At 43.0% G+C, this 16,020-nt stretch carries 12 protein-coding genes; 8 read left to right on the forward strand and 4 right to left on the reverse strand.

All coding sequences use genetic code 11. The features are described 5' to 3' along the window. Positions 1-75: 75 nt before the first annotated feature. Positions 76-678: a hypothetical protein gene (locus tag FCL47_RS09935; RefSeq protein ID WP_136813359.1), complete on the reverse strand. Its 603-nt coding sequence runs from the start codon at positions 676-678 to the stop codon at positions 76-78. 849 nt (positions 679-1,527) lie between these two features. Further along, the gene (locus tag FCL47_RS24760) at positions 1,528-2,544 is read right to left on the reverse strand and encodes an HNH endonuclease (RefSeq protein WP_205747274.1); all 1,017 of its coding nucleotides are present in this window, start codon (positions 2,542-2,544) and stop codon (positions 1,528-1,530) included. A gap of 155 nt (positions 2,545-2,699) precedes the next feature. Between FCL47_RS24760 and FCL47_RS09945 the strand changes: the two genes are divergently transcribed. The 4 genes from FCL47_RS09945 to FCL47_RS25615 all read left to right on the forward strand — a co-directional run bounded on the left by FCL47_RS09945 (position 2,700) and on the right by FCL47_RS25615 (position 6,921). Continuing rightward, the gene (locus FCL47_RS09945; RefSeq protein WP_240744199.1) at positions 2,700-3,374 is read left to right on the forward strand and encodes a thermonuclease family protein; all 675 of its coding nucleotides are present in this window, start codon (positions 2,700-2,702) and stop codon (positions 3,372-3,374) included. Positions 3,375-3,440: 66 nt separating this feature from the next. Continuing rightward, on the forward strand, positions 3,441-4,724 hold the full coding sequence (locus FCL47_RS09950; RefSeq protein ID WP_136813360.1) for a hypothetical protein: 1,284 nt from the start codon (positions 3,441-3,443) through the stop codon (positions 4,722-4,724). Between the two features lie 449 nt (positions 4,725-5,173). Next, positions 5,174-6,154: a hypothetical protein gene (locus FCL47_RS09960; RefSeq protein WP_136813361.1), complete on the forward strand. Its 981-nt coding sequence runs from the start codon at positions 5,174-5,176 to the stop codon at positions 6,152-6,154. Next, the gene (locus FCL47_RS25615; protein ID WP_136813362.1) at positions 6,124-6,921 is read left to right on the forward strand and encodes a radical SAM protein; all 798 of its coding nucleotides are present in this window, start codon (positions 6,124-6,126) and stop codon (positions 6,919-6,921) included. Before FCL47_RS09960 ends, FCL47_RS25615 begins: the two co-directional genes overlap by 31 nt. A 161-nt stretch (positions 6,922-7,082) precedes the next feature. Here FCL47_RS25615 and FCL47_RS09970 read toward each other — a convergent pair whose 3' ends face one another. Both FCL47_RS09970 and FCL47_RS09975 read right to left on the reverse strand, forming a co-directional pair. Next, on the reverse strand, positions 7,083-8,633 hold the full coding sequence (locus tag FCL47_RS09970) for a tetratricopeptide repeat protein (protein ID WP_136813363.1): 1,551 nt from the start codon (positions 8,631-8,633) through the stop codon (positions 7,083-7,085). 281 nt (positions 8,634-8,914) lie between these two features. Further along, a complete protein-coding gene (locus FCL47_RS09975) occupies positions 8,915-9,469 on the reverse strand; it encodes a recombinase family protein (protein ID WP_136813364.1) in 555 nt (184 codons plus the stop codon). Positions 9,470-10,226: 757 nt separating this feature from the next. On the opposite strand from FCL47_RS09975, the gene FCL47_RS09980 reads away from it, so the two are divergent. The 4 genes from FCL47_RS09980 to FCL47_RS09995 all read left to right on the forward strand — a co-directional run bounded on the left by FCL47_RS09980 (position 10,227) and on the right by FCL47_RS09995 (position 15,947). Next, positions 10,227-11,540, forward strand: coding sequence for a DEAD/DEAH box helicase family protein (locus tag FCL47_RS09980; RefSeq protein WP_136813365.1), 1,314 nt, complete (start codon positions 10,227-10,229; stop codon positions 11,538-11,540). A gap of 1,358 nt (positions 11,541-12,898) precedes the next feature. Next, positions 12,899-13,480 (forward strand): hypothetical protein, encoded by a 582-nt coding sequence (locus FCL47_RS09985; protein WP_136813366.1) that lies wholly within the window; start codon positions 12,899-12,901, stop codon positions 13,478-13,480. Between the two features lie 152 nt (positions 13,481-13,632). Further along, positions 13,633-14,451 carry an antA/AntB antirepressor family protein gene (locus FCL47_RS24540; RefSeq protein ID WP_167496447.1) on the forward strand — a complete coding sequence of 273 codons (819 nt, stop codon included), beginning with the start codon at positions 13,633-13,635 and terminating at the stop codon, positions 14,449-14,451. A 290-nt stretch (positions 14,452-14,741) separates the two neighbouring features. Next, entirely contained in the window at positions 14,742-15,947 is a 1,206-nt protein-coding gene (locus FCL47_RS09995; RefSeq protein ID WP_136813367.1) for a site-specific integrase, read from the forward strand. The last annotated feature ends 73 nt before the right edge of the window (positions 15,948-16,020 follow it).

A 16,020-nucleotide genomic window follows, 5' to 3' on the forward strand; every position in this document is an offset into this window, starting at 1 on the left:
GGAAGAAAAAGGAGGGGAAGAAGATTGGTTTATTTTAATTTTTAGGAAGAAAATCAAGAAAAGGAAAAAGAGAGATTATACATTTTCAAACCGCTGAAGAAAATACACTTTCAGATCGCCGCTGACAGCAATAAAAGAATAGTCGTAGAGTTTCTGACAAAAGCTGGTGATTGCCTTGACTTCCTTTTGATTTTTTGAAGCCAGTGTCAATTTTACGTTTGTGTAGCCTTTGGCCTGGATACGCTTAATTTTATCAACAACCTCTTGTAAGATATCATATTGATTTCCCAAGTCGAGAGCCACTTCATCAAAAAATCCAGTCGTATCAATTGCTTTCTGATCAACCGCTATCTGAATCTGCTTAGTTTGAAACCATTCTATGATGCTCAAATATTGCTCTTTTTGTGTTAACGCAGTCGTGTTATAGATGTCCATTGATTCAAGAGAGGTTTCTTCAACAACCTCAATCTCTGGGATCTGCGTCATTGAAATTTCCTGCTTTAATTGCTGTAACTCTTTATTTTTCAAATGATATTTTTCAATGACATTTTTAATAAAAGCCACAGTGTCATGAATTGGCGCAACTTCCTTACATTGAGGACACTTGACTGATTTTCCAATATAGTCATTTGGGACTTCTCGAAGATGTCCACATTTATTGCACCGAAATAAAGCCATGAGAAAAGAGTCTCCTAAATTTGAGGGGTTGGAAGCTTGAGAAACAGAATGCCATAATTAGGGCAAAACTCATTCGACCTTACATGAAATATTATTAATCCGTAACCTAAAAAGCTAAAAGAAACACACCCCTTGCGGCATCTGTGAAACTGAAATTGTGTTAATTCAGCGGGAATTGGAGTTTTCCATCAATTGAGTTAACATAGAAGTGGCCCCAAGATTTAGGACCACTGGCTAACCTTTATGATGCTCGACAGAAACATTGTCGCGGTCAGTTCCAGTTCAACCTATCGGGTATTAAGTTAGGTTGGTCTGTCGGCCAGTTGGCAAAAAAAGGAACAAGCATTGAACAACCGCTTGCTGCACATGACCATCCCCCTGTGTCAGGATAGAGTACGCCGGGAAAAAGGAGATCACAACTTGAAATGTTGAATCAACTGTCCCTGCCCTGCTTGGGAAAGATCGTGTCACCAAAGCAAATCAAGCACAACGTCACCGCCATATTTCAACTACCTGTCAGCGTTATTGTCCCCCTGGGCCATAACGAAAAAAATCTCAGTCACCAGGAAGGCGACCGAGATTTAAGGTGATCAACATCTGAACAACGTAAAAAAAGCTTTATAAAAGATTATCGATCTGTTGTTACTTACTAAAAATGGTGGAGGCGGCGGGAGTCGAACCGAACTCCTTTACCATCTCGCTAACCCTTTGTTATTGGTCGAAAGTTTTCCTCATCATCTTGCGTGTGGATAAAGCTTGTGGATAAAACATACAGCCCTTCTCGAAGCATTGCACTTAGTTTTTTACACTCCCCTTCTCAGCAATACTGGCTATGCAACCACTCCAGAGTCAACTCAGCATTTTCTGTATCTGCTCAATCGTCATAACATCATCCTTTCTACGATGAATCATCCTGTGACAGTTAGAACAGACAGGTAACAAATCTTTGACAGGGTCAACAGTTTGCTCTTTCTGGTTCAGATATAAAGGCTTCGTATGGTGAACTTCTATAAAGCCTCGTCCCCTCTCACCGTATACTGCTTCAAAGTCAAAACCACAGCCTTTGCATCTTGTCCCGTGTATCTCGATGGCCCTCATGCGATTCGCAGGGTTACGCTCATAGCGCTTGCCATAGTACTCTTTTGGTGCACCCTCTGGAAAAGCTTCTTCCTCTGCCATTTCGCCTTCAATGTCCTGCTGAACATCTGATCTACTGACAAACTCAAGATTATAATGTTGAGGGTAACCATGCGCATATTTTTCAAAACGTAATACTGGGGACTTACCTTCTAGCCCAGCGTTGTCCTTGAAGGATTCATAGCAATCAGGAAACTGTCGTCGTAAGACCTCTGCTAAGCTCTCACTCCAAAATAGCCTGGTACGACCATTGCTCAATGTCACTTTTGCTTTGTATTCGCTTCCTGCATAAAACAATGTCAGAGCTACTTCATCATCCATAGAAGGGACGTCGAGAGAAAAGAACTCCCTGATGCCTTGGGGTATCACAGTACCATTATGCAGAAATGTCGATTTATCAGAATGTTTCACAGCTATGGTTTCTGATATTTGTTCCCATGAATATGCTGTGATTGGTTTAAAACTCGAAGAGGATGATTCTTGCACAATTTCGAAACCTAGATTTTCCAAATAAGAGTTTGCTTCATTTCCTCCGGAGAAACCAACCGCTGGAAGCTCGTGCCCATTAGCGTAGATATTTGCGATAGCCAGAACATACTTTGGAGGGTACACCTTCCCTTCATGCAACAGGCTGAATTTCGTTGAATGTCTTTTATCTGGGACTCCATTTGATTGAATTTGTTTAATAGCCTTAATGATGTCTTCGTGCTTGATATTCTGAGGTATCATTATGTAAGATTTCCATAGCAGCAATTTTTAAACGACTGGTTCATGTACCCTGTAGCATCAAATATTGAGCATTGCACCCACATGCAGCGCCCAAGTATAATTTGTTGTATACCTATCTGAAATCATCAGCAATCATTTTTCACCAAAGGATATTCGTGCGCCTATTTATTGTTAACCTGTTGCTAACCTTTTTTCTATTGGTCACACCTGCTCTCTCCCAAGTCATAACAGGCAAGGTCATACACATTGCTGACGGTGATACCATTACCATACTGGACTCATCGAGGAACCAGCACAAGATCCGCCTATACGGCATCGATACCCCAGAGAAGGGTCAAGCATTCGGTCAAGCCGCCAAGAAGTTCACCTCAAGTCTCACCGCAAGCAAGACCGCCGAGGTCACAGTCTATGATACTGACAAGTACGGTAGGACTGTAGGCGTTGTCATGGTCAATGGAACTAATGTCAACCAGAGCCTCATCAAAGCTGGCTACGCATGGCAATACAGGAAGTACTGCAAGGAAGCTTTCTGTAATGATTGGCTCAGGCTGGAAGACAATGCGAGGAACTTAAGGTTGGGACTCTGGGCTGATAAACATCCTGAGACACCATGGGACTACAGGAAGGGCATACGGAATGGGACAACATCAAGCAAGACCGAAAGAACATACACAGCGTCAGCAGGAAGCTATCACGGCAATGTTAAAAGCCATGTGTTCCATGCACCGAGCTGTAGGGGCTATAACTGTAAGAACTGCGTGAAGAGTTTTGGGAGTAGACAGGCGGCTCTAAACTCTGGGTATAGACCTTGCGGGATCTGTAAGCCTTGAGTAAATATAACATATTGTAGTTGCGCATAGTTTCATTACCTCCAGATTTACCTTTAGGAGTGAGATATGAACCGTATTGCTACTGCCATTGTTAGAGGAATAAAGTTCCAAAAGTATTCTAAGATTAGTTTTGATCTAAATGGTCAAATAGCTCCCCTCCTGGCTCAAGTCAAAAAGACTCTCCTTTCAGAAGTTGACAATCCTAGTGAAATAAAGGATCTCATATCTTCTCTTGAAGAAGACCCCGAACAAGCAGAAGCTCAAAGAATATTGTCGGATTTAATAGCTGTCCAACAGAAAAGCCTAAGCCTAAAGCTTGCTTCTTTGGCTGAAGACCTCATTGAACTTGTGTTTGATCTTCAAGTGACTCTTGAACATGAATTAGGCTTCAGGCGGGAAAATGTAACGGGCCTGGCAGGCATACTGATTATTCAGGAAACTGAGTTTAAAAGAGGTTACAGTATTAGCGGTGGTGCTCGGCGTCCGGATGTTAAACAGCAAGTTGATACAGAAAGTGGAATTGATATTGATTCTGAGGAAGTAACAGAGCCACTCACTGAAGATTCACCGATTGCTGGTGACTTTCAAATTCTCCTCCAACGTGAGTTTGGCGGTTCTAAACCTCAAAATGTTGACCCCCTAGAGCAAATTGATCTCGATGAAGAGGTAGATACACCCTTTGAATCCGAGGAAGATGATGTCCATGAAATCACAACTATTGAGAAAACGGAATTAAAATTACCTAAACCTTTTCTTGCACGTGTACGACCACATCTATCACCACCTTCAATTTTACAACCAGCCCAAGCAGATCCTGCGATCAAGAGCTGGCGAGAGATACTTGAAGAGGAAATGGAACATCTACAAGTAGGGCAAATTGCTTTTAACCCTCCGGAAATGATGAAGGTAGGAAAGCCCGAAAGAGTAGAGGTAAGAATTACTAGAGAGAGGAACACTGATTTTGTATCTACGATGAAAGGCCGTGGTCACCCTCAAGTTGAAGAACTTAAAGTGTATGAATTCATGAGGGTAGACCTTAGTGGCGATGATTTCACAATCATTCCTTTAAATGAGCCTGATCAGATAATTGCATCGACAGGTTTTACTGAGTGGGCCTGGACGGTTACACCAAGCAAGAGGGGAAAAAAAGTATTACACCTCCATGTATCTCTTAGAATAAAATTACCAGACACTGAAAAGACAAAAGGACACCCAGTTATCGACAAAGCAATAGTTGTGAAGGTCAACCCTGCATATTCAGGAAAGCGATTCATTAAGGAAAACTGGAAATGGTTGATGACTGCTCTGGTGATACCTTTGGCTGGACTTATTTGGAAAAGCTTGAAATAGGAAAGACTTTGTCTGAATCAGTTAGCTATGTGCCATCATAAGCATAACAACGGCAATGTTAAAAGCCACGTGTTCCATGCACCTTCCTGTAAGGATTACAACTGTAAGAACTGCGTGCAGAGCTTTGGGAGTAACTATAGCGCTCAGCTAATTGCACCCGCTTTTGCTGTGCTAATTTCATCCAGCCAGGGCGTTTATACGCATAAACACTCATCTCGGCTGGGTAGAATTCATGTATGTTTGGCGGGGTAACGGAATATGAGAACCATCATTTTGCATTGTCGATGAATGGGTGAATTTATCTCAGCGTTATAGAGAAGCAGGAAGCTTTGAAATCTGGGTATCGACCTTGTGGGATGTGCAAACCGTAGTAGACTACTACGCAATATATTTAGAAAACAAAAAGCAGTTTAATATGAAGATTAAGCACTTCCAAGGGGAAAATACTGATGGACCTAACTGACAAGATAGAGCATGTGTCTAAAAGTGCTGGCCTTAGCGAGATTGGTACCAGAGCTGCCAAAGCATTAGCACGAGACCCACACGGAATTGAACGTGAAGCCGCCCCCTCTATGCTTGCATCGCTATTGGATATATCTCTCAAAGATGCAAGTGATGCAGTCATTGAATTGCTCACAAAAAAGGTTGTGCACGAAAAGACCAAGACAACACGACTCGAAGTTGACCTCTCACTACTTGGATTGACGTCAGAACAGATAGATACTCTAAGGATTCACCAAACTGTATTCGAGAATCATGGTGCCCCACATTCGAACAAAGCCATGCATTCCTTAAGCAAGCTTTTTGAAAAAACAGATGGAACACTATATATTGGGCTTGAGGTTACTCCCCCCTCAATTTTCAAGGATCTGAAAGCTAGAGCAAAGGCGAGGAAACAGACTGTATTCCTGATGCCTAGAAAACGTGACGTATCAACACAGCGCCAGTTACACTACTCTGAGGTATTGAAAGAGTGGAAGGACTTCTTTAGAACAGAAGAGGTAGCCGTGAGAAAAAACACTGAACTTCGTATTACCGAGATTCCATTCAAAGACCTTTATACGAGTGCCCTATCTTCAGATGTAGCTCGGTTTGATGTCCATTTTTTAGATTCTAGCTCAACGAGGAAAGGGGACATCATTGAGGTTAAGAACAAAACATCTCTCTATGAATCAATATCGGCTCGGTACAAAGAAGCGCTCGCCAGGTCGTGCCCGTTGTGGTCTATCTGGTGGTGGAAAGCAATGGCAATTTGGTTTAAATGTTTACTCTTACCACTCTTCCTCATCGTGCTAGGCTTAATCTTAGCTTCGTACACAAACCCATATGCTGCTGTTGTATCAACGATTGTACTCGGGACTTTAGTTAACATTATCACTAAGCACCTAGGAATACTTAATTGGCGCCCAGAAGCTCTTTTCGAAAACTAATTCAAGGTATAGAGGTATGTTACGATCCAGACCTTGACATCATTTCACAAGATAGACTGTCCAGGCAATTTACCAGCCTAAACCGTACTCAAGTTCAAGGCACGTTTGACCTATGTGCTGAAATAACCACATGGTGCAATCTTTTTTGCCAGAACTGTTTTTCATCCTCGATGGCCAGAAAGCAGGGGATTCACCTAGAATATCAAAAAGTCCATTCAGTACTACTCTCCAAAAAAAAGGAGTTAGTGAGATTCTGCATTACAGGCGGTGAGCCATTCCTACATCCCAACATTGAGAATTTCCTCACCTTGCCAAATGAGTTTAGCGACCTGGGGTGCGTACTCACAACAAACGGAACCCTTAGACCGGAACTTGATGTATCCCTCATTGCCAATAATTGGCTTATTGCTGTATCTCTCCATGGACGTGAAGATGCTCACAATGCTTACTGTGGCTTTGACTCATTTCAAGTTGTTCGCAAAAGGATTGAGAGCCTAGCGGGATACACTCGAGTACATGTTTACTGTGTCATACACGATGGATTAACAATTGAAGATATCGAATGGATGTTAAAATTTCGCTCTGAATCTGGTGCCAAGTTTCTGCGATTTATCGTACCACGAGCATTTGGTAGGTATAGGCCTTTGTATAGGCATTCTATATTAGAAGAAATAGCTGTCAGGCTTGATGGGGCCTCCGGTATTAAGCTCAATGCTTCGAAAACTTTGTTCCTTGAATCATCAGGCATTATTCGGTTGTCAGTATAATATGTGTTACAATCTTCACACTGTAGGCACTATGAATGTAAAATTTATGGGGAAAGGAGATTTAAGAGGAAGCTTGGACTCTAGGAATAGCCCTTGTGGGAATATAAAAGCATTGGGCTTCATGCTGATTCAGAACCTAGATTTAACTCTAGAGCGTTATCTTAATTGCCAAGTTTTCTCTGCGCAATTTTCTTTAAGTTCAGAGCGTCAGAATCATCTGGTTTAATTTCAAGAACTTTACTAAAGGCCTCCAACGCTTGCTCGTGCTTGCCAAGGTTGCCCAGCAAAGCACCCTTCCATAACCAGAAGTCTGTATCATGAGGTTCAAGCTCAAGACACTTGTTGAGAGCCTCCAAAGCGTCCTCCTTCCAGTCAAGCTCAAATAGACTAACAAATTTGCCCCTCAAGGCATTGCAATCAAGGGGATTTGTCTCAAGATACTTATTGAAAGCCCCTACAGCTTCCTCGTGCCTGTCAATCCTACTCAGAGCACTGGCTTTGTTGTACCAGGTAGCCACCCTGACAGGATCAAGCTCATGAGACTTGTTGAACGCCTCCAAAGCCTCATGGTGCCTGTCAAGCTTAGCCAAGGTAACACCTTTACTGTACCAAGTAGCTTCCTTGCCAGGTTCAATCTCAAGAGACTTATTGAAAGCCTCCAAGGCTTCATCATTCCTGTCAAGCATTCTTAGGCTAGTACCTTTGCTGAGCAGAGCTTCGCAATCAAGAGGATTTGTCTTAAGAGACTTATCGTAAGCCTCCAAGGCTTCATCGTGCCTGCCAAGCCTACTAAGAGCAATGCCTTTGTTGTACCAGGTAGCTGCCCTGTCAGGTTCAATCTCAAGAGACTTATTGAAAGCCTCCAAAGCTTCATCATTCCTGTCAAGTTCAGCCAGAGTAGCACCTTTATTGTGCCAGCCTACTGAAAGGTCAGGATCAAGCTCAAGACACTTGTCGAAAACCTCTAAAGCTTCCTCGTGCCTGTCAAGCTTAACCAGAACAAGGCCTTTGTTGTACCAGGAAAAGGTACTGTCAGGATCAAGCTCAAGACACTTATCGTAATCATCCAAAGCTTCATTATTCCTGCCAAGTGCAGCCAAAGCATAACCTCGTCTGTGCCAGGCAATCGGATCGTCAGTCTTCATCATTAGCAACAAGTCTGAAATAACCAAAACCTTTCCATGATCACCGGCAAAGGCAAGAGCTTGAGCTTTTCCATGGAGACTTTCAAATATCATTTGGTCTTCCGTACGAGTATCTTCAGCTAGGCTATCTCCTAAAGACACACCTCCCAAATTGACAGCTAAGTGATCCAGTCTTTGCTCAAATTCTTCAAATAAATCATATTGTTGAAATGTTGCCAGTCGCATGTCACCTCTTTCGCAATCTTCAAGTCTTACAGGCACAATGGTAAAAGAACTATCTGGCTGTGCCATAGCAATTTCATATGCTCTGTTGAGTTCATCATCCTGAAAACCTGGTTTATCGTCCCCAATTTTCCGCAGAGCATCCTCACTAATGCAGATAACAAAATAGCGACTTCGAGGGATTGCTTTCATGATCTGTGGTAACCACTTTCCAGGCTTCAAATCCACCTTGTCAAACCAGACATTAACCTTCCGCTTTACAAGTCCGTCATATACCATCCGAACCATCTCAAGGTTATCATGAGCATAGCTTAGAAAAACACGGTTGTTCAATTTATCATCCATAGTTTGACTGATTAAAATGCGGAGAGGTTTAAAACAATGATGTTCACCAAGTACATCCTAACATAATTGTTCCTGATCTTTCTATCAAGACAAGAACTGGCTTTGAGAATCATAAAATAATCCACCTCAAGTTTTACCAGCAAAAAATCTGAGACAGTATCGATGAGGATACTTCCCGCCGACATCCCCCGTCTACCCACCCTTCGTCCCCCACAGGAAGACATTAAACCCAAACCAAAAGGAGAAGACCATATAGCCCTCCCCAATTAATATACACATTGTCACCTACCCAAAGCGGTATACAAGGTCTGCCTTGAGACACCGAGTTCTGCCGCCAGTGCTTTCTTCTGTTCGCCTTTTTGAACCCTCTCCCTGATCTGTTCAACCTGTTCATCAGTCAATTTTTTCTGTGCACCAAACCTCACGCCTTTCTTCAGGGCATTCTGAATACCTTCTCTCTGCCGCTCTTTAATCAAGGCTCTCTCAAACTCTGCTACAGCCCCAATCATCTGAAACATCAGCTTCTGCATTGGGTTCTCGCCACCAGTAAATGTCAGTCTCTCCTTATGGAACTGGACCACCACGCCTTTACCTGTCAGCTTCTCCACTAAGTCCTGAAGGTCTTTCAGGTTCCTGGCCAGTCGGTCAATGCTGTGAACATGAAGCGTATCACCTGCTCTCAGATGCTCTAAACAGGCTCTCAATGCTGGTCTTTCGGTATCCTTGCCTGATGCCTTCTCTTTGAATTCTCGATCAACAGTGAGGCCCTCAAGCTGTCTCTCGGTGTTCTGATCATAACTGCTGACCCTGATGTAAGAAACGTTCTGTCCTGTCATTTGTCCTCCATTTGTTTGACTCAGTGTGCTCCTCTCGGAGAATCCTACCTCTTGCGTGTCTATATTTATCTAAACTACTCTTGACATTGTGTCAATATGAAAATTATCAAGTTTATTGGACACGAAGAAATACGGGTTTGAGAGGTGCTGCGGAAGTGCACAGATAAGTATACTTAACTGGACAGAACCATAGGTGATTGACACTGAGCTGAAACACAGAGCTGACGGACTTCTTGGATGACAACGGAGTAGAGAAGGCTGAAAGGCGACATACTGGAAGACAGCTCAAAGACATCACGTAAAGTTATAATATATCAGTAATTTCTATGACGCCTTCCTAATAGAAGCGAGAATCAAAAAGTGTCTGACCACCGTACACCGCTAGGAGAACAAGGCGAAGGTGTATAAAAGCCAGACCCTCAATTTAAGGGCAGCTCAAAGAAATAAGATAACGTCATAATATATCAACAACTTCTATGACGACACACTAACAGAAGAGAAAAGCGAAAAATGCCTGAAGGGTGGATACACTCAGCTCCTCACACTGGGTTAACTCCGTGCACAGCCCTTCAGGTTTTCTTTGTGAGGAAAAAACACCCTGCATTCGTAGGAATACAATCAATCCAGACACATTAGCCCTACCCAGCTCATGCGGTCAGTGGCATCCCAATGCTTGCATAGTGCAAGTAGTCGGACTGGTGTCTCATTTTATTAACCTGCCTTCGCCAGAGGGCAAACAACAATGTGAGGAGAAATAATGAAGTACATAGTAATTGACGCAGTAATGGGTACAGGAAAATCCACCTACATTACATTGAAGATTAAAGCGGACCCTGAGAGCAGGCACATAGTGGTCCTGCCGATGCTTACAGAATTGAAACGCTACGAGAAGTTGCTTCAGGATATCGAAGGTCTTGTCAGTCTTTATGAAGGCAACAGCAAGAAGGAACGCTTTGATGAAGCCCTTGAGCATGCACCTGTAATCCTGATCACTCATGCCCTCTTTGAGAAGCATCTCAATGATGAGAGCTTTGTGCAGGTCCAGCAGGGAAAATGGAAACTTGTCATGGACGAAGTAGTAACAGCATTTGAAACTGTCGGGGTAACAGATGTTGATATCTCAGGCCTCTGCACTCTGGGTGCGTTGACCATCAAGGAAATGAAGCCAGGTGTCGATTTATTGCAGTCTGATCCGTTGACTTTTCACAGCTTCAGGAAAGCAGACGGTAATCTAGCATCCAATACCCACAAAGCTCTACTGAAAGATGCACTGGTTAAAGACCTCTACAGGGTCACTGCCGATAGAGGAAGTCACTATTATACCTTCTCATTGCAGGAACAGAGACTTTCTGTATTCGAGGAAGTGACAATACTGACCTACCCGTTCAAAGATACTGACCTTGATTACTGGTTCCAGATTAAAGGGATAGAGGTAGAGCACCTTGAGCTGTCACGTAGAGTTAAAACCGGGAGCCTCAGTGATTTTGACCTTCAGCCTCACTCTGGGCATTACTCAGGAAATGCATTTAAGGACCGCATTGAGTTTCTTGAGCCACCAGTTGTGAGAGGGAAAACCAGATATGGACACTGGAACAATCACTTCTCTGCTGAATCTATGAGAAAGAACTTTAAGCCAAGGAAAAAGAGTCAGGAGGGGCAGATAATAGTCAATGAGTTGAGAACCCTATTCAGAAACAAACGAGGCAGAATGGTAGAACCCGACGACTTCATGTTCACCTGTCTTGCCGACTCGATGTTAGCCTTTCGTGATTCAAAGAATGGACTGACCAAAGAGTTCATTTCTGATGAGACTTTCGTTGCCTTCAACAAGAGAGCAACAAATGGTTACAGCCACAAGCACCACCTAGCGTATCTCTACAATGTCTTTCCGTTTCCACCAATTGTGAAGATGATAGAAGCCCATGGCCTGAAGTATAACGCAGAGAGGTGGGCGCTCTATATCCTCATACAGTGGATCTGGAGGTCGGCTATCAGGAATGACGAGAAGATTTACCTCTACCTGCCGTCAAAGCGGATGAGGAAGATACTCGAAGATTGGCTCAATGCCTGATGTTCCCAGCACTGGTGCAGACAATGGCTGAAACACTGTCCGCAAAAAAGCCGCACGGAGGTCTGTAAGCTAATGATATCATTGACGTCTCAAACATGACCCTTAGATAGAAAAGGTCATAACTCAGAGTACAAAACACAGAGGTAAAAGAAGACTCAGAGGTCTGATGAGACATATGCTTCTACTATGAGTTGAGACACATGTATATGTAGTTCTCTCTCATACAGTGACTATGAGTGTCTACTATGGTCTGATTATCCTATCAATAATAATGAGCTATAGTGGACACTCTATGTCTAGACTCATGTATATGAAGTGGGAACATAGAGCTGTTTATGAGCTACGCTGTAAAGACTCTATGCTCCCTAGCCCATGAATATGGAGTCTCAGAGCATAGACAATCAATACTGATGAATCACTTTGAGCTGTGATGATATTCATAAGATAATCATCATTACAGGTAGATAGACTCATAAGATACACTCTGAGTTGAGACACATGAATATGTGCAATAGCTCAGTGGAATTCCAGAGCAGTCATCCTGTTATGATCAGATATATCGATAATCAATACTAATGAAAGAATTCTGAGCTGAGACCTATGTATATGGAGTTCATGAACTCAGAGTATCACTGGTTACAAGTATCATAATTTGACTCTGAGCATCAAATACCTCTGAGCAGACTCTTCCATTCACCAGATGATGGGAGCTTTGAGTATAATCCCGATGGAAAAACCTTCCAGTGTCCACTTGATGCCTTGGCACATATGTCCTGACCTGAGTCAACAAATATTCTTATTGTCTCTTTATATATCTGTCTTCATCAAGCCGAATGGACCTCATTGTGATAACCGAAAGTTCCAACTCTGAGCACCAAATCTCGAAGCATCATCCCTTGATGTCCATCTCTTGTATCTCAAATAGAACAAACATCCGGCAGACCGACTTGGATTATCTCAGATCCGACCTCCCTGATCAATAACCTGCCAAGGAAGCATCTACTATTATTTTCCATAGAATTACTACGACTTAGAGAGAAGCTACTCTATGACGACTTCGTTATGAAGACACCTAACCGTCAAAACCCAAAGCCTTACTCTTTGTAATCCACGAAGAGCCATCTCATATTTCCACATAGTTACAATGCGTTAGATGTATTTCGAGCTATGACGACTTCGTAGAGAATACAAGGAACCGTCATACCGCAAAGCTTCTCCCCTTGAAACCCACAGACAAACCAACTGCTAACTCTCCGGTCTCCTGCATAGGGCAGGCACTGGATCAAACTGCCTCACGGTAATGATACCGGAGGTAAACACTACAAGTGCGCCTGAAGTGCGCCAAAAGGAGAAACATTATGTACACCATCTCAACAAAATCAATCATCAAGAGACAAGCTGAACGTACCTTAAGCATTGACGATGTAATCAATGGTATGTGGGATTGTAAGACAGAAACGCAGCAAGAACTCTTCAAGATTCTTAAGAAGAAAGGGTTCACATTAAGCAATATTTTTGGCGCATACCAATCAAAAATGTTCATGACGAATGCATTCCGTAAATTACTTTACGACCTGCATGATGAAGTTGATCGCATTAGTAACGAGAACAAACAGCTCAGTAGAATAGCCAAAAAATACGCCCAGACTCAGAGAGAATTAGCTCAGAACAAGAGCAGACAGCGGGACTTGCTCTATGAAGAGGAAGAAGGATTTCTTGACTTGCGGAAATATCGTCAGGCTGCAAGAAAACTGGATATTTACTCCAAGTCTTGGGTAACCATTGTTAGCCTTTTCTTCGACGAGAATTCAACAGAGTATCGGCTTGCCCAGCTCCTTGATGAGAGAACAAAAATCAGAGCACGAGCGGCACGCATAAAGAGGCAGCTTGAACAGGTTGGACAAGGTCTCCTTGATAAAAAAAGCGACAAAGATTGTTGAAAAAGATCAGGCCTGAATCACGCAACGCCAAACCGATATCAGCTTTCCAAAACAAGGTTATCAAACATGAGGTGGTCACACAATGTGGTCACCCTTTTTCTATGCTCAATAAAACAAGACGTACATGAAGTATGTCTACTAGGAGAATACAAATGAATACAATGAACAGCGCATACAATTTTTCAATCGATACAGAAGCAGAGAAGCATATGGTTCCTGTTATAGATTCCACCAACATGAATGGCAATGAGGTCAATACCGTTAACGCACGGGAGCTTCATGAGAAACTCGGAAGTCGACAAGAGTTTGCCAATTGGATCAAGAATCGTATTCAACGATATGATTTTACTGAGGGTTTGGACTATTTGATAACTTTGTCAAAAAGTACTGGAGGCAGACCAACCACCGAGTACCACCTCACGATATTCATGGCGAAAGAACTCTGCATGGTCGAGAACAATGAGCAGGGCAAGATGATCAGGAAGTATTTCATTGAGTGTGAACGGAGGGCATTAGAAGTGCCAGCTTATGAAATCCCTCAGACTTTATCCGAGGCTTTACTCTTGGCTGGCCAACTTGCAGCAGACAACGAGAAGCTCCAGCTCAAGGTCCAAGAGGATGCACCCAAGGTTGCCTACGTCGATCATGTCTTAGGTCAGTCTGAAGGTCTGATGACTCTTAGTGACTATGGGAGAGTCTTGAAGGATAAAAGCTTACCAACAGGTGCAAGGAAAATCTTTGAGCAACTCAGGGAACGCAATGTAATCCAGAAGGGTAACTCACTGCCCTACGACAGGTATGTGGACCAAGGGTGGTTCGTAGTGTCTGAAAAAGTTAAAGGGAACTCAGTGTATCCCACCACGTTTATTACACCAAAAGGCAGAATCAATATCTTACGGCTGATCAAAGAGGTCACGATGTATGAGCCTGGAGGTGAAGACCTTGTGTGGGATTTGGAGACTTTAAACTAAACTGCCAAAACGGTGGGTCACTCGTGGTGGGCGATGGTTACCGAACTGTCGTCCACTGTGAGTTTGCCGATTGGGAAGACTGTCCTCTCTCCAAACCACTCCACCGCACATCATTGACAAAAACATTTAGCCTTCCTCAAGTTTATCTTTGCCTTCCTTTCACCGATTATGTATACATTTACCATATATATCAGATATTTACATACATTAATGCATGATAATACACATCCGGATAGATCAAGGATGTTTAATGAGATGCAAAAACAAACGTCTGCCACAGAGAGGTATTAATGAGAGGGCTAATTAAAGTAAGAGGCATCTGGTTTATCGAGTCAATGGTCCAGGGAGTCCGGCTTCGGAAGTCAACAAGGACTGAAGACTATAACGAAGCTTGCCAGCTCCTGCGGGAAGAAAAGGAGAAATTGATCAAGAAGATTGACCACGAACGACAACGTGTAAAACAAAATATTCCACCAAAAGTCCTATCACCCCAACGTAAAACCTCTGTCCCCAAAGCAAATGGAAGACGATTTAGTGTGGCTGCAGCAACTGCCATAAGGCAACTCTGGCAAGATAATGTAACTCTTCGTGAAGCAACGCTAAAAGTTGAACTACTCACAGAGATGCTCGGTGATCCTGACATTAAGGAAATTACCTTCGATATGCTGGAAGACCTCAAGGATCGACTCAGAGAGGGAGAAGGTGGCAGAAAACATGGTGGGAGGGCACCAAGGACAGTCAATAAGTATCTATCAACCGTCACCACTATCCTGAAGAACGAGGTGAGACTTGGAAACCTTCAGAGCTATCCAACCGCCAAGAAGTACAGCGTCAAGAGTCAGAAACGGATTCTCACTCAAAGTGAACTTGATAGTTTGATTGCATATTTTGAAGCACGGGACCAAGACTTTGCCGATGCTGTCAAGGTTTTACTCGATACAGGCATGAGAACTGGCGAATTGTCACAGCTCACAGGCTATCATGTTGACTTCAATCAAAATGCCATCATCCTAAACCGGATCAAGACCAAATCAGGCAGAAGCAGGGTCATCACCATGACGGATCGTGTGAAAGAAATCATGGCAAGACGTGTCACAGGTCAGACTGACTCAGTGTTCCCATACAATAATTCAGACAACTATAAGCAGCGCTGGAAGAAATGGAGAAGGACTCAGCCGGGAGGTGAAGAGGATAAAGCACTGACACCTCATGCTTTGAGGCATACCTGCTGTACTAGACTTTTAGCAGCATACGAAAACATATATGTAGTCAAAACATGGATGGGCCATGCCTCGATTTCTACAACAGAAGAATATCTAGCCCTACTCCCAGGACAACTGGAAAATGCGGCCAAGAAGCTCCAAGAATTTAATGAGAAACTTTCAGCAAACCCGATGGAACCTGTAGAAAAGCCAGAAGTTACGACAATAAAATCTGACAAAGTGGAGTTTGATCTGCACATTACAGTCGATGTAAAACCAAAATGTCAGAAATGAAGTGATAATCTTCAGGTCTTCACTGGCCGATAAACTCCAAAACCAGTCTATTTGTATTGACTACAAGTAGTAT

This window comes from Desulfopila sp. IMCC35006 (genome assembly GCF_005116645.1).
In the GTDB taxonomy this organism is placed as follows: domain Bacteria; phylum Desulfobacterota; class Desulfobulbia; order Desulfobulbales; family Desulfocapsaceae; genus Desulforhopalus_A.

Excerpts from the sequence above, each read along its gene's own strand:
- FCL47_RS09975 (WP_136813364.1), bottom strand. The coding sequence starts at position 9,469 with ATGACAGGACAGAACGTTTCTTACATCAGGGTCAGCAGTTATGATCAG.
- FCL47_RS09985 (WP_136813366.1), top strand. The coding sequence starts at position 12,899 with ATGTACACCATCTCAACAAAATCAATCATCAAGAGACAAGCTGAACGT.
- FCL47_RS09950 (WP_136813360.1), top strand. The coding sequence starts at position 3,441 with ATGAACCGTATTGCTACTGCCATTGTTAGAGGAATAAAGTTCCAAAAG.
- FCL47_RS09995 (WP_136813367.1), top strand. The coding sequence starts at position 14,742 with ATGAGAGGGCTAATTAAAGTAAGAGGCATCTGGTTTATCGAGTCAATG.
- FCL47_RS09970 (WP_136813363.1), bottom strand. The coding sequence starts at position 8,633 with ATGGATGATAAATTGAACAACCGTGTTTTTCTAAGCTATGCTCATGAT.
- FCL47_RS09935 (WP_136813359.1), bottom strand. The coding sequence starts at position 678 with ATGGCTTTATTTCGGTGCAATAAATGTGGACATCTTCGAGAAGTCCCA.
- FCL47_RS09980 (WP_136813365.1), top strand. The coding sequence starts at position 10,227 with ATGAAGTACATAGTAATTGACGCAGTAATGGGTACAGGAAAATCCACC.
- FCL47_RS24760 (WP_205747274.1), bottom strand. The coding sequence starts at position 2,544 with ATGATACCTCAGAATATCAAGCACGAAGACATCATTAAGGCTATTAAA.
- FCL47_RS24540 (WP_167496447.1), top strand. The coding sequence starts at position 13,633 with ATGAATACAATGAACAGCGCATACAATTTTTCAATCGATACAGAAGCA.
- FCL47_RS09960 (WP_136813361.1), top strand. The coding sequence starts at position 5,174 with ATGGACCTAACTGACAAGATAGAGCATGTGTCTAAAAGTGCTGGCCTT.